At 56.8% G+C, this 13,758-nt stretch carries 10 protein-coding genes; 4 read left to right on the top strand and 6 right to left on the bottom strand.

The window, feature by feature from the left end; translation table 11 throughout:
* Nucleotides 1-10 precede the first annotated feature (10 nt).
* On the bottom strand, nt 11-2,227 hold the full coding sequence (locus KI787_02365) for a beta-propeller domain-containing protein (GenBank protein ID MBV6628776.1): 2,217 nt from the start codon (nt 2,225-2,227) through the stop codon (nt 11-13).
* Between the two features lie 153 nt (nt 2,228-2,380).
* Here KI787_02365 and KI787_02360 point away from each other — a divergent pair, with 153 nt between their 5' ends.
* A complete protein-coding gene (locus tag KI787_02360; GenBank protein ID MBV6628775.1) occupies nt 2,381-5,161 on the top strand; it encodes a valine--tRNA ligase in 2,781 nt (926 codons plus the stop codon).
* A 41-nt stretch (nt 5,162-5,202) separates the two neighbouring features.
* Here KI787_02360 and KI787_02355 read toward each other — a convergent pair whose 3' ends face one another.
* Both KI787_02355 and KI787_02350 read right to left on the bottom strand, forming a co-directional pair.
* Entirely contained in the window at nt 5,203-5,568 is a 366-nt protein-coding gene (locus KI787_02355) for a DUF423 domain-containing protein (GenBank protein ID MBV6628774.1), read from the bottom strand.
* Nucleotides 5,565-6,002: a response regulator gene (locus tag KI787_02350; protein MBV6628773.1), complete on the bottom strand. Its 438-nt coding sequence runs from the start codon at nt 6,000-6,002 to the stop codon at nt 5,565-5,567. Before KI787_02350 ends, KI787_02355 begins: the two co-directional genes overlap by 4 nt.
* Nucleotides 6,003-6,065: 63 nt before the next feature.
* Between KI787_02350 and KI787_02345 the strand changes: the two genes are divergently transcribed.
* From KI787_02345 to KI787_02335, 3 genes are all read left to right on the top strand, one after another.
* Complete coding sequence (locus KI787_02345; protein MBV6628772.1) at nt 6,066-6,947, top strand: DMT family transporter; 882 nt, start codon at nt 6,066-6,068, stop codon at nt 6,945-6,947.
* 158 nt (nt 6,948-7,105) lie between these two features.
* Nucleotides 7,106-7,567 carry a hypothetical protein gene (locus KI787_02340; GenBank protein MBV6628771.1) on the top strand — a complete coding sequence of 154 codons (462 nt, stop codon included), beginning with the start codon at nt 7,106-7,108 and terminating at the stop codon, nt 7,565-7,567.
* Nucleotides 7,564-8,754 (top strand): hypothetical protein, encoded by a 1,191-nt coding sequence (locus KI787_02335; GenBank protein ID MBV6628770.1) that lies wholly within the window; start codon nt 7,564-7,566, stop codon nt 8,752-8,754. The genes KI787_02340 and KI787_02335 overlap by 4 nt, the downstream gene beginning before the upstream one ends.
* Nucleotides 8,755-9,184: 430 nt before the next feature.
* Here KI787_02335 and KI787_02330 read toward each other — a convergent pair whose 3' ends face one another.
* The 3 genes from KI787_02330 to ftsH all read right to left on the bottom strand — a co-directional run bounded on the left by KI787_02330 (nt 9,185) and on the right by ftsH (nt 13,703).
* The gene (locus tag KI787_02330) at nt 9,185-11,122 is read right to left on the bottom strand and encodes a HAMP domain-containing histidine kinase (GenBank protein ID MBV6628769.1); all 1,938 of its coding nucleotides are present in this window, start codon (nt 11,120-11,122) and stop codon (nt 9,185-9,187) included.
* A 211-nt stretch (nt 11,123-11,333) separates the two neighbouring features.
* A complete protein-coding gene (locus tag KI787_02325) occupies nt 11,334-11,720 on the bottom strand; it encodes an RNA-binding protein (GenBank protein MBV6628768.1) in 387 nt (128 codons plus the stop codon).
* A 75-nt stretch (nt 11,721-11,795) separates the two neighbouring features.
* The gene (gene ftsH, locus KI787_02320) at nt 11,796-13,703 is read right to left on the bottom strand and encodes an ATP-dependent zinc metalloprotease FtsH (protein MBV6628767.1); all 1,908 of its coding nucleotides are present in this window, start codon (nt 13,701-13,703) and stop codon (nt 11,796-11,798) included.
* Nucleotides 13,704-13,758: the final 55 nt, after the last annotated feature.

The following is a 13,758-nucleotide window of genomic DNA, read 5'->3' as shown; positions in this document are numbered from 1 at the left end:
ACCCTAGGCCCTAATTGGCCTCGGACTCCTCTCTAAACTCAATGCGCGCCATGGCTGTTGGATTGCGGTCCGGGCTGTCAACGCGAAGCTGATGGTCACTAAAGGTGAAGAACACCCTGGTGTCTTCGGCTCCGCGCTCCCACACAATCTTGCTGCGTAATGGCTCGGCATACACCGTTGGCGCGAAATCAAAGCATCCGAACTCGATAAACCCAGGCGGGCTTCGCCCCGGCGGGCAGCCCTCCCCAGCATCGCCAGATGGCGGACGGTGATCCAGGTCTAATAGGGGATCAATGCTGGGGCTGAGTGCGTCGATGACAAAGGTGCTAAATCCACTAAAGGCGCGGCTCTGATCCACCGAAGCAATTTGGGCCGGAATGCTCAGCAGACCCCGGGTGCCGTCGCCACGGCTGGAATCGCCTAAAAAGGCAAAGGCTAAGGGCTCATTTTCGGCCTGGGAAAAGGCGTAATCACCGTTGAGCAATGCGGGTTCCCAGGTTGCGAGCTGCTCCAGGCCGGTATCGGGATTGTCATCAAAGGCACCGGCGGTGGCAAAAATTTGTAGCTGATAACCTGGCCCGGTGCCTAAGCCATCCGGCCCGCCTTCTCGCCCTAAGGTGAGCAGATGATCTGGCCCCAGGGGGTGGATGTAGGTTGAAAACCCCGGAATCTTGAGCTCTGCGGCGATGCGTGGCTGGCTGGGGGTGGTCAGGTCAAAGGCAAACAAGGGATCCGTGAATTCAAAGGTCACCACATAGCCCTTGTCGCCCAGAAAGCGTGCCGCACGGATATCTTCATTGGGGGCAAAGCGTGGTGTTTGCCCCACCAATGCCAAGTCTTGACTCGCGTCGATGTCATCGAGTTTCAGTACGACCAGCTGGTTGAGGCTGCGCGTGGACGGCAGCTCTTCTGCCAACAATGCCGGGCCTTGGAGTGTGGTGGCAACACGCAGATGCCCTGCATGCTCGGAAAACTGATGACGATTGGCCGCCCAGCCATCAATCACATTGCTGCCAGTGTATAGCGGCGGCCCCGAGCCCTGAAGTTGTACTCGGTGAATGGCTGTTTGCTGGCGCTGCTGAGGATCGAACCACCAGCCCGCGCTGGTTTGCGCAATGTACAAATTGTTGGCACTGGCATAGAGCTGCCACGCATTATTGAGCAGCGCCATGTCCTGGCTTTGTGCCAAGTCACTGTCCATGCTGGACACCTGAATAAAGCCCAATTGCTGGTTAATTTCTGGGGCATACACTGCTGTGCATGCCAGTGTTTGGCCTTGGTTCAGGGGCAGCAGCTCGCTGATGTCTGCAGCGCTCACCGCCTCTGCAATGCGGCCCTCTATTTGCTGAGCCAAGCGCTCCTGAGCTGCCACATCCTGATCCCACAGAGCTTGAGCGTAGTCCGTATACACCAAGTCTTGAAAGGCTTGGTCATCGCGTAGAGCCAGGGGCAATGGTGGTGCGAAGCGAGTCACCACATGCAGCTGTTCGCCGATAACGCGGCTGCTCATCAGGTCGGCGCTAGACTCCCAGCGTCCGATTTCATTGGGCGCAGTCAAGCTCGACACATCAAAGCTTTGGACCCGGCTCAGTGCTGAGGGTGCTGGAGTGGATTGTGCAGCAAAGGGCACCGGGCCAAAGTGATAACCGTTAGAAAGGACGATGAGTCGCTGTTGATCCTCTAGCCAGTACAAGCCCCTGTAGGCGCGATTGTTGTCTAAGTCTAGGCGGCTGAGTCGCTGTGGTTGGCCCAAATTGCCGATGTCGAAGATCTCAATGGCCGGTGCATGCGCCCCGCGGCTATGCAGCAGGATAAGAGTGCGCCCATCAGCGCTAATTTCCATAAGATCGGCTTCGTCTACACCCTGCTCTTGCGTGTTGGTCTGATTGACCTCGCGGCTTGGAGCTGCGGCAGGCGATGGCACGGGTTGGCCGTCTAGCGACTCATCACTACGGGGTTGCGCGATACGTGGCGGAGCGCCAGGCTCCGGGACTACACCAGTGCAGCCCCAACAGGGGCGGCCCGCCCAAAAGCCGCTGAGCACTTCTTGGCTAAGGCTGCGAGTGAAATTTTCGCGAAGGGCGCTACAGTCGGCAAAAGCCTGCAATGTCTGGCTGCTTTTGGAGGTGGCCAAGTCCGCCGGTGGCTTGCTGGGCACAGAATCTGAGCCGCAAGCGGCCAGGCTGCCCAAACTCAGAGCGAGAATCGTGGTGTGCACCTTGAGCATGGGTCCCTCCATCCGGCTGCACGGTCAGCAAAGCCCTATAATTCCATGTTTCGCCATATTCATCCATGCCACGGCGCGTTCGCTCGACGGCCCTTCGCGGGTCTGTAGGCAGGCTAGCGCTGCATTGGCTCTGCCCCGGTTGCCCTGCACATTATGGATAAACACTACGACCCCAGTTCTATAGAAACCAAGTGGTACCAAAACTGGGAAGAGCGCGGCGTATTTCGCGCTGGTACGCATGACGCCGACCCTTACTGCATCATGATCCCGCCGCCAAACGTCACTGGGAGTTTGCATATGGGGCATGCCTTCCAGGATACGATCATGGACGGGCTGACACGGCTACACCGGATGCGCGGGCATGCCACGCTTTGGCAACCAGGCACCGATCATGCTGGCATTGCGACCCAGATGGTGGTTGATCGGCGTTTATCGGCCCAGGGGCAATCGCGGCATGACCTCGGTCGCGACGCCTTTATTGATGAAATTTGGAAATGGAAGGCGGAATCGGGTGGGCACATCACCCGCCAGCTCAGACGCATGGGGGCTTCAGTGGACTGGAGCCGGGAACGCTTCACCATGGACGAGGGTTTATCGAAGGCGGTGACGGAAGTCTTCGTGAGCCTCTACGAGGAAGGGCTGATTTACCGTGGCCAACGTTTGATCAACTGGGACCCGGTCCTGCAAACGGCTGTGTCCGACTTGGAGGTGGAGTCCAAGGAAGAACAAGGCAAGCTCTGGCATTTTCGCTACCCATTGAGCGACGGTAGCGGGCACTTAGTCGTCGCCACAACCCGACCGGAGACCATGTTGGGAGATGCTGCGGTTGCGGTGCATCCGGATGACGAGCGTTATCAGCATCTGGTGGGAAAAACGGTGCTGCTGCCACTGGTCGAGCGCGAAATCCCCATTATTGCTGACGATTACGTAGACCCGGAGTTTGGTACGGGCTGCGTCAAAATCACCCCGGCACACGACTTTAATGATTACGAGATGGGGCAACGGCACTCCCTGCCCTGCATCAATATCCTGACGCCGCAGGCAGCGCTGAACGATCAAGTGCCTGCGGCTTATCAAGGTCTGGATCGCTTCGCAGCGCGTACCCGCGTGGTGGCTGACTTGAGTGCTTTAGGTCTAGTCGAACGCATTGATGACCACAATCTCATGGTGCCGCGCGGGGATCGCACCGGCCAGGTCTTGGAACCCTTCTTGACCGACCAGTGGTTCGTGAAGACTGCCCCCTTGGCCGCTCCAGCCATCGAGGCGGTGGAGAGCGGAAAGGTTCGCTTCGTTCCGGAAAATTGGTCCAAGACCTACTTTGAATGGATGCACAATATCCAGGACTGGTGCATATCTCGTCAGATCTGGTGGGGGCACCGCATTCCCGCCTGGTATGACGATCAGGGTGGCGTCTATGTGGGGCGGGATGAGGCCCACGCCAGGCAGACGGCGGGCTTGGCTGATGATGTGGTACTGCATCAGGACGAAGACGTTCTGGACACCTGGTTCTCCTCTGCACTTTGGCCTTTCTCCACGCTGGGCTGGCCAGAGCGCACGCCGGAGTTAGCCCGGTTCTATCCCACATCCGTACTGGTAACGGGTTTTGACATCATCTTCTTCTGGGTGGCCCGGATGATCATGATGGGCTTGAAGTTCACCGGAGAGGTGCCCTTCAAAGAGGTCTATGTTCACGGCCTGGTCCGAGATGCAAGTGGTCAAAAAATGTCCAAATCGAAGGGCAACGTGATTGACCCTCTGGATATTGTCGACGGCATCAGCTTGGATGATCTGCTCAGCAAGCGCACCACGGGGCTGATGCAGCCTCAGCTCGCTGAAAAAATTGCCAAATCGACGCGGCAGGACTTCCCGGATGGCATTGTTGCCCACGGTACAGACGCACTGCGGTTCTACTTTGCGGCAATGGCAACCACCGGCCGGGATATCCGCTTTGATCCTCAACGTTTAGCCGGCTACAAAAACTTCTGCAACAAACTCTGGAATGCCTCCCGCTTTGTCCTCATGAGTCTGGAAGACTGGACCGATAATGGTGAGGCTGGCAGCCCCGGAGTGGCTGAGCGCTGGATTGTGTCCAAACTGCAGTTGGTAGAGGCCGACGTGAATCGTCACTTGGATAGCTATCGTTTTGACCTAGCAGCTGCTGCTCTACACGATTTTGTATGGCACGACTGGTGCGATTGGTACTTAGAGCTTGCCAAAGTCAGTCTCCGGGACGGCACTGCGCAGGCGCGTCAAGCTACCGGGCGCACACTGGCGCGTGGTTTGGAAACCATCCTGCGTTTGCTGCACCCCATCATGCCTTTCATTACCGAGGAAATCTGGCAGAAAGTCGCTCCCCTGGCGGGAGTGACGGGTTGCGATTCCATTTGCCTGCGTCCCTACCCCGTGCCGCAGCTGGAAAAGCAGGATGATGAGGCAGTGGCCGACATTGCCTGGTTGCAGCAATTGTTACTGGCCATTCGCCAAATCCGTGGTGAGATGGATATCCCACCGGGCAAGCCCTTGGCTGTATTGCTGGAGGGCTATAGGGACCAGGACCAGCAGCGACTACAACGTTTGGACGCGGAAATTCGCGTTCTGGGTCGTGTGGAGTCCGTACAGCTTCTGGGTTCGGAGGATACGGCTCCTGAGTCCGCCTTAGCGCGCGCTGGTGCCATGAATGTGCATGTACCGCTGGCCGGTTTAATCGATCCTGAAGCTGAGCTGGCCCGATTGAGCAAGGCTGTGGCCAAGCTGGAAAAAGACTATGCAGCAACAACAGCTAAGCTCAGGAATGCCAATTTTGTGGACCGCGCACCTGCGCAAGTCGTAGAAGGAGCTCGCGCTCTGGCCGCTGAGCAGCAGCAAAGTCTGGAAACACTTCGCGAGCAGCAGCAAAAAATGCAATCGATGGTCGAAGCAGCAGGCGCGAGCTGAATGCCTGAGGTAGTAGGTGCCGGGCATTGCCCGGCGCCCTGCTAGGGATTACGAAAAGCGCTAAACAGCAAGTATCCCCAAGCAGCTAGTAAAAAGAGCCCGCCTAAAGGAGTGATCGCACCAAGCCAGCGCTGCCCACTTAAGGCTAAGGCGTACAAACTCCCGCTAAATAGGGCCACTCCCAAGGCAAAACCCCAACCAGCGAGCCGGACTTGGCTGGCCGCAGGTGCACAGCTCAGGGCCAGCAAGGCCACGGCGTGCACCATAGCGTATTGAGTCGCCGTATTCATGATGTCTAGAGCGTAATCATCCAGGCGCGCCTTCAGGCCGTGCGCGGCAAAGGCGCCCAAGCCAACTGCGCACAGTCCATACAGCCCAGCAAGCCCCTGTAAGGTGGCACTAGTCATGCTTTGGGCGGCACAAGCGCAAAGCGGCACCAGAAATCCCGGATGGATTCCACCAAAGTGATGAAGTCGTCAATGTCCAAAGGTTTGGCGATGTAGGCATTGGCCTGCAATTCGTAGCAGGTGAGTACATCGCGCGGCGAATCAGAGGTGCTCATCACCAGCACGGGAATGCGTTTGAGTGTGGCATCGGCCTTGATGATGGATAAAAACTCGCGTCCATCCATACGCGGCATGTTCAAGTCCAGCAAGATGAAGTCTGGATGCGGCAGGCCCGCATGCTCACCCTCCCTGCGGAGCATGGCCAAGGCCTCAACGCCGTCGTATGCCACATGAAGGTCGAAGCTAAGGCCGCCTTCTTTAAAAATTTCCTTGGCCAAGGCCACATCGGCTTCGCTGTCCTCGACCAACATGATTCTGGAATGTCGCGCTTGCATGGTGTCCTGTCATTAATGGCGCCAAAGCACAATTGTAGGCTGCGAAGAGGAGATAATGGGAGGATGCAGCCAACCAATATCCGCCTCGGCGTTCAACATGCCCTCACCGCCGCGATGGGCTTCGCCATCATGGGGGCCTTGATCAAGCTCGCCGCCGAGGAATTATCGATTCCTATGGTGACCTTTTTGCGCAACGCATTTGGCCTGCTATTTTTATTGCCCTTGCTGCTGAGGCAACCCTTGCGCCAGTTGCAGACTCAGCGTTTGGGGCTGCACTTGTTGCGCACAGTGGTGGGCTTAGTAGCGATGTACAGCTTCTTTTTTGCCATTGCGCATATTCCTTTGGCACAGGCGATGCTCCTGAATTACGCCGCCCCTTTGTACGTCCCCATCATTGCCTGGCTTTGGCTGCGCGAACAACCGCATTGGGGGATTTGGCCACTCATTCTCTTGGGTCTTGTGGGTGTCGCCCTCATTATCGGCCCCGGTCAGGATCAAGATGCCGTCGCTGGCCCTCCATGGGTTGGCGCTGTAGCCGTCATGGCAGGCGTCTTCGCTGGGTGGGCTTTTGTGACTATCCGCAAGCTGTCATCGACGGAGCCCGCTCCGCGCATCGTGTTTTGGTTTTCCACTTTCTCGGTGGGGCTGACCGCCTTCCCGGCCATGCTGCAATGGCAAATGCCTAGCCCCAAGGCATGGCTACTGATGCTTGGGACGGGGTTGTTCGCGACCATCGCCCAGATCTCATTAACCCGGTCTTATGCGCTTATTCCTGCCGCACAGGTCGCTCCCTTGAACTACCTAGTGGTGGTTTTCGCGATGCTTTTAGGTTGGTTGATATGGGCGGAGTCACCAAGTCCTTGGGCCTTGGTAGGAACCTTTTTGGTGATCGGTAGTAGCGTTGTGGCCTTACGGCTCAAATCCAGACTTCCCACGCCCACTTGACGGAAATTTGACGCTCTACAGGTTGTAGTGAGGCCCACGTCAAAGAACCCACAGGCCGCCAGTGTTCCGACTTTGGGCATTCACATGTTTCCCAGATCGCCATGCGTAGTTGCAGTTCTGCTCATGCAACGCAGGCGCTAGCGAGCCGCTTATGCTTAGTGGCAATTCTGTTTGCCGGCCTGCTATTTAGCTTGCCGAGTCGGTCACAGGAGACGCCCGCCGGGCTTGGAGCCGTAGAGCTCATTGCCAACCCCGATGCCAACCTGGCCGTGTTGGATCAAGAGGCTTTGTTACGCGCCGTCTTCACGCTGCGGACCCGCACCTGGCCTGATGGGACCCCCGTACGAATATTCGTTTTTCCCGAGCAACATCCGGCGCATGAAAGCCTTTGCCGGGACCTGCTGGGAACCTTTCCCTATGTTCTTCGCAGGGCCTGGGATCAGGCCTTGTTTGCCGGAACCGGTTTGGTGCCCCAGGTGGTGGAGAGCGTAGAAGAAATGCGTCGCCGGGTGGGGGAAACACCAGGCGCCTTGGGCTATGTGCCAGTCACCGACGGCGCTTTATCGACACAAGAACTTCTGGCCGCCCCAGGTCTGGCTAGAACCGAGCTGAAATCATGAAACTTCCTAAGCATAGCTGCCCCTTCGCAGCATCGAGCGTGGCTGCGCTAACACTGCTGATGAGTCATGCCGCCGGCGCATTGGACCTCGACATCCATGGCGCCATGGCGCAAGGCCTTGTTTACTCTGAGGGTAATGAGGTGATTAGCGGCAGTGAGGATTTCAGCACTGACCTCAATGAAGTTGCCCTGAATGCGCGTACCGTCATCGGCGGTAATGCTCTGCTCTCGGGGCAATTATTGTCCCGCCGCTTTGGAGACGCTGCCGATGGCACATTGCGGGTGGACTTCTTACAACTTGACTACCAGCGCCCCGTCTCTGCGCGAACCAACCTTGGCGGGCGTGCTGGCCGAGTGAAGAACCCCTACGGGCTCTACAACACCACCCGAGATGTGGTGTTCTCCCGTCCTGGAATCACCATGCCATCGTCGGTGTACTTTGAGGGAGCCGGGCTTCGGGACTTGTTCTTTTCCTCAGATGGCATCCAGCTCTACGGTACCCATCTGGGGCCGCATCTCACCCATGAGTTCACCATTGGGGCCACGCTTTACGATGGGGATTCTGAGTCTGCCTTCGGCGCTTTGCTGCCCCCGGGTAGTCAGGGCGATATCGACATCGAAGACTTCATTCAAGCGCAATGGCTGGTTGAAGCCAGTGGTGGTACCGGTTTACGCGGCGGCTTGAGTTACTTAGGAGCGCGGCTGGATTACCAAAGCGATAACCCATCTAGCGACCCCTTGGTCGGTACGAGCCTAGACGCTGATTTGTACGTCGCCTCCCTGCAATGGCGTGCGCAAAATTATGAGCTGACGGCGGAATATCGTCTCGCAGACGTGGCTACAGAAAGCCCTTTTGGCAGCGAGAAGATCGATTCCGACGGTGCCTACGTGCAGTACCGCAGATTCCTGGACAGCGGCGCTAGCTGGTATTTGCGCTTTGACGCTTCTTTTGCCAATCGCAATGACCGCGATGGACGGAGCTTCGCGCAAAGCACAGGGCAGCCTCGCTTCTCCCAATTTGCCTACCATCATGTCCTTGGCTGGCGTTCCGCCCCCGCGCAAAACTGGGGCCTATTCGCCGAATATCATTATGTGGATGGCACTGAGGGCCAGGGTGCCAGCGCTGCTCAGGTTCCAATGGAACGCTACACCCAGGCAATTTACTTGATGCTGGCATATCGTTTCTAGTCGTCCCAGCTTTGATTGGGTTGGCATTCATCGCAGCGGTGGTACTCGCCTGCTTTGCTGAATGGCAGTGCCTTCAGGTTTCTTGGGCGAAGCTTATCCGATGCCTTTGTTTCGGGTATTTGCCCCTGCGTTGGTGCCCTCATCGACCCTAAGCGCAGCAAGCGCGTGGTCTGGGCGCTAAACGCACCAGAGCTCCATGGGACTAGTGGTATGTATGAGACCAGCAACTGCTAGGCTTTGTACAAGCCTCGTGCGCTGGCACGCAGCGTTTATAGCGTGTCTTTGACCGTTAACCGCAGGCTGCTAGATTGGGAGGTCATGTGCAGGGCTTGGTTGCACCTAGGGTTCTGAGGCGGTGCCGCTTACTTGTCGCTGACGGATGTGAACCGGATTTTGGAGTCATTCGCAGTACGAGGCCGAAGCTTTAGACCTAGGCGGCGCTGCGCTTAGGAACCGCTTTGATGTCAGGCTTCAGATCATGAAGGGTCACGTGAAAAGTCACCCCATAATCCGGGTTGCTTTCTACGCGGATATCGCCATGCAGTAGGCGCGCAATCTTGCGACATTCCGCCAAACTGGTTCCGCCTCCTCGGTACCCTGCACTGCTTCCACGACGGTAGAACATACGAAAAATCTTGTCGTGATTTTCGGGGTCGATACCAATTCCGTTATCACAGATGTCTAGCAGCAGTGCATCGGCTTCGCGCTTGACGTCAACGCGAATTTTGCAGGGTGCGTGGTCACGAGCATAGCGCAGCGCGTTATCCACCAAGTTGTAAACCAGGACGTGAATATCTTCTGCTTGGGCCCACAGTTGTCCATTGCCATGCAAGAACACTGTGGCATTGTGCAGACGCTGCTGGTCTCTCAGCTCGGAGATCACCTGTTGACAAACATCCGCTACGGCAACCTGGGTAGGCGGACCATGATCGCCAATGCGGAAGTACCGACGCATTCGCTCCAGCTGTTCCGCCATGCGCGAGATCGCGGTATCGATGAACCCTACTGTTTGTTCTAAGCCCTCTAGGTCTTGATCTGCAACCAGCTCTGGTAACAGGGCGCCGCAGGATTTCACCACCAGTAAGGGTTCACGTAAGTCATGCGCGGTCACTTTGACCAGCTCATTCTTATCGGCCTCGGATTGTTTGAGCTGCAAATACGCTTCGTTCAGCTCTTCTTGCATCCGCACCATGGTCTGCATACGTTTGGCCAAATTATGCTGCTGCTCACGAATGCGCTCGGCGTTGGTCACGATCACTTCGAATAAGGCCTGCAGGTCGGCATCTGAGCCCTCAGGCAGATCACCCATTTCGATGTTTTCACGCTTTTCAGCCAGGGTTTGCCGCAGACTGGAAATGGGGGCGGCAATGTAGCGAGCCACCAAGAAGGTGGCCACCAGAAATATCCCAATGAGCACGAGTTGGATTTGCAGGTTTTGATGCAAGGCATCGCGCAAAATGCTGGCCGAGCCGACTTCTCCGGCGGTGTGCAATAACACGATATCGCCATGCCCTGCCTGAGCCCCCAAGGCATAAAACACCAAACTTCCCTGCCGCGAAATTCCTTCCCCTAAGCTGGGAATAAGCTCGGTGTTGATGGTGTTGAGCGTAGGCGAGCTGAGCTCGTGCCCGTCCATGGGCACGGGCATATTAGGCTGACTCCGGCTGAGCAAATACAGCTGCGATGGGTTGCCTAAGCCGCCATCCAAGGCGCCAAGACTGTGCCGGGCCAAACTGCGCAGAACTACACTGCCCTGCATTCTATTGGCAATAAAAGGCGCGGTTGTTTGAATCGCCGCGACGCGTTTGGCCGGGTCTGAGGGGTCGGCAAAACCAATCAGCTCTACAGCTTGCTGAGCACGCTCCACAACTCCTTGAAACTGGTTGTAATCGCCAGCGTAAAGTGGCTCTGCACTCAGCGAATAGGCGCCACCAGCTATTCGCGTTGCTCTTAAGCTACGGCCATCACCATCATTGGCCCGCAGAACCACGGCAACCTCGAGTAGTTGCGGCTGACTACGGAGTATGGCGTCGATAAGTCGTAAGGCCGAGGTTTCATTGCTCAGTGGCTGGTTATTCCAGTCGGCCTGATGGGCAGGCGGCAGGCCGAGCTGCGCCAGCACCGGTGACTGGCTGAGCATAAAGTTGCGCGTGCTCAGTTCTTCGATGAACAAGCGCAAACTTTGTCCTGCAACCTGCGCTTGCTTTTCGACCACTTCGATATGGAAACGCTGTACCTGCTGCTGGAACACACGCAGCGTCAAAAAGCTGAGCAATCCACCGCCGAGCAACACCAATAGAAACATCAGCGGAAAAATCCGCCGAAAAAGCGAATGCTGCTGCAGACTAACGAAGGCGAATCCGGACATGGCTAAGGCAACACAAGTCGCAGCCTCTGGCTGCGACACCTCAAAAAGCACGAAGCAGCCATGCAAGTCCGAGGCCTCGCTAGCCGGCGCGGGCTCAACAATAGGCAGAATTTGTGAAAAATTTGCCTTTTACGAGCGCTGCGGCCAAGTCTGAAGGTCCTTCACTCTCCACTACAGGAGCCGGCAGACCACGCTCTTGCGGGAAGTCGGCTTAAATTTTCTGCAGCAACTTGCGTAGCCGGGCTCGTTCACGACGGTCTGGCCGATGCTCCGGTGGTTGCGGGCGGGACAGCCACTCGGCTCTACGCTGCGCGGCTTGCTGCTCACGACGAGCAAGGCTGTCCGGCGTTTCCGCGTACAAAGACTGAGCGATGGCGGCACTGCCGCGCTTGTCGCTCAACTCCAGGACACGTACGGTCCAGGTTTGGCCGGCTTTTTCAATGTGGATTTCATCATCCAGCCGCACCGTCCGCGAAGGCTTAGGGCGCTGACCATTCACTTGAATTTGGCCATGTTTGATGGCGTCTGTGGCCAGGCCCCGCATTTTGTAAAAACGCGCAGCCCAAAGCCATTTGTCTAGACGTACGGAATCACTCATCCATCACAGCTTAAAAAACAAACGGCCCTGCAATGTTGCAGGGCCGCATGATTAAAGACCTAGCAAGAAAGTAGCTTAATGCTGGCCAGCAGGCCGCGTTCCCGGAGGCACGTCCGATGCGCCCTTGGCATCGTCGGCTTGGGCCGTAGCACCACCGTCACCATCATCCTTGTTCTGCCAACTTTCTGGCGGACCGGGGGGCTTACCCTCCATGATGGTCTTGATCTGCTCAGAGTCAATGGTTTCGTACTTAATCAAGGCCTCTGCCATGATGTGTAGCTTATCGGCGTTGTCGTTCAGTATTGAGACAGCTCGCTCATAGGACTCATCAATGATTCGACGAATCTCAGTGTCGATCTGATTCGCCGTACCGTCAGAGACATGCTTGGTCTGCTGCACACTCCGGCCTAAAAACACTTCGCCATCATCTTCGGCGTAGGTCAGTGGTCCTAGTTTTTCGCTCATGCCGAATTTGGTGACCATCTTGCGCGCAATATCGGTTGCGCGTTCGATGTCGTTGCTAGCGCCGGTGGTGACGGCGTTGTCACCGAAGATCATCTCTTCAGCAATCCGCCCACCAAACAGTGAATCAATTTGACTCATCAAACGTTGCTTGGTGTAACTGTGGCGATCTTCTTCAGGGAGGAACATGGTCACACCAAGAGCGCGACCACGCGGAATGATGGTGACCTTGTACACCGGATCATGCTCAGGCACGGTCAGACCCACGATGGCGTGACCAGCCTCGTGGTACGCGGTGAGCTTCTTCTCTTGGTCGGACATCACCATAGATTTGCGCTCGGCGCCCATCATGATCTTGTCTTTGGCCCGCTCAAAGTCGTCCATGTCCACGAGCTTTTTGTTGCCACGCGCCGCAAACAAGGCGGCTTCGTTCACCAAGTTGGCCAAGTCAGCGCCAGAGAAACCAGGGGTTGCACGGGCAAGCACAGAGGGTTTGACATTGCCAGCAATCGGAACTTGGCGCATGTGCACCTTCAGAATTTGCTCACGACCGCGTACGTCTGGCAATGGCACCACAACCTGGCGGTCGAAGCGGCCGGGACGCAAGAGCGCGGGGTCCAACACATCCGGGCGGTTGGTCGCTGCAATGACGATGATGCCTTCATTGCCCTCAAAGCCGTCCATCTCAACCAAAAGCTGGTTCAACGTTTGTTCACGTTCATCGTGGCCGCCGCCAAGACCGGCGCCACGGTGCCGACCTACGGCGTCAATCTCGTCGATGAAGATGATGCAGGGGGCGTGTTTCTTGGCTTGCTCGAACATGTCGCGAACGCGGGAGGCGCCTACACCGACGAACATCTCCACGAAATCAGAACCAGAAATCGTGAAGAAGGGAACGCCTGCTTCGCCAGCAATGGCCTTGGCGAGCAGGGTTTTACCCGTGCCCGGGGAGCCTGCCATCAGCACCCCGCGAGGAATGCGTCCGCCTAGCCGTTGGAATTTGGAGGGATCTTTCAAAAAGTCCACCAACTCGCCAACTTCTTCCTTAGCCTCTTCCACACCAGCCACATCGGCGAAGGTGATTTTGACCTGGTCTGGTGCCAGCATGCGTGCTTTGCTTTTTCCAAAGGACAAAGCGCCACGGCCATTGCCGCCGCCTTGCATTTGGCGCATGAAGTACACCCACACCCCAATCAACAGCAAGATCGGGAAGGATGAGATGAGGATTTGCAGCAGCAGCGGCTGGCCTTTGGGGGGGCGACCCGTGAGCTGCACGTTATTGTCGAGCAGCGTGCCGATCATAGCGGTGTTATCAGACTCGGGGCTGTAACTACTAAATCGAGTTCCGCTACGCGTCTCGCCAATAATCTGCTGGCCCTCTAAGGCCACGCTGGCAACATTGCCATTCTTCACTTGTTCAAGAAATTGCGAATACGCAATTGCCTGGCTTCCGCCGCGGGTTTGAGAGAAGCTGGAGAACACGCTCATCAAGACGACCGCGATCACCACCCACAACAACATATTCTTTGCCAGATCGTTCACCTTCACTCCTAGGGCCTATTGCCCAATGTGGACC

Source organism: Oceanococcus sp. HetDA_MAG_MS8 (assembly GCA_019192445.1).
GTDB lineage: Bacteria > Pseudomonadota > Gammaproteobacteria > Nevskiales > Oceanococcaceae > MS8.
The sequence above is the reverse complement of the archived record's forward strand: the minus strand, read 5'-3'. Positions and strand labels throughout refer to the sequence as shown.

What these genes read in the sequence shown, in the direction of transcription:
- ftsH (MBV6628767.1), bottom strand. Translation starts at nt 13,703, where the DNA reads ATGTTGTTGTGGGTGGTGATCGCGGTCGTCTTGATGAGCGTGTTCTCC.
- KI787_02360 (MBV6628775.1), top strand. Translation starts at nt 2,381, where the DNA reads ATGGATAAACACTACGACCCCAGTTCTATAGAAACCAAGTGGTACCAA.
- KI787_02330 (MBV6628769.1), bottom strand. Translation starts at nt 11,122, where the DNA reads ATGTCCGGATTCGCCTTCGTTAGTCTGCAGCAGCATTCGCTTTTTCGG.
- KI787_02345 (MBV6628772.1), top strand. Translation starts at nt 6,066, where the DNA reads ATGCAGCCAACCAATATCCGCCTCGGCGTTCAACATGCCCTCACCGCC.
- KI787_02355 (MBV6628774.1), bottom strand. Translation starts at nt 5,568, where the DNA reads ATGACTAGTGCCACCTTACAGGGGCTTGCTGGGCTGTATGGACTGTGC.
- KI787_02365 (MBV6628776.1), bottom strand. Translation starts at nt 2,227, where the DNA reads ATGCTCAAGGTGCACACCACGATTCTCGCTCTGAGTTTGGGCAGCCTG.
- KI787_02350 (MBV6628773.1), bottom strand. Translation starts at nt 6,002, where the DNA reads ATGCAAGCGCGACATTCCAGAATCATGTTGGTCGAGGACAGCGAAGCC.
- KI787_02335 (MBV6628770.1), top strand. Translation starts at nt 7,564, where the DNA reads ATGAAACTTCCTAAGCATAGCTGCCCCTTCGCAGCATCGAGCGTGGCT.
- KI787_02325 (MBV6628768.1), bottom strand. Translation starts at nt 11,720, where the DNA reads ATGAGTGATTCCGTACGTCTAGACAAATGGCTTTGGGCTGCGCGTTTT.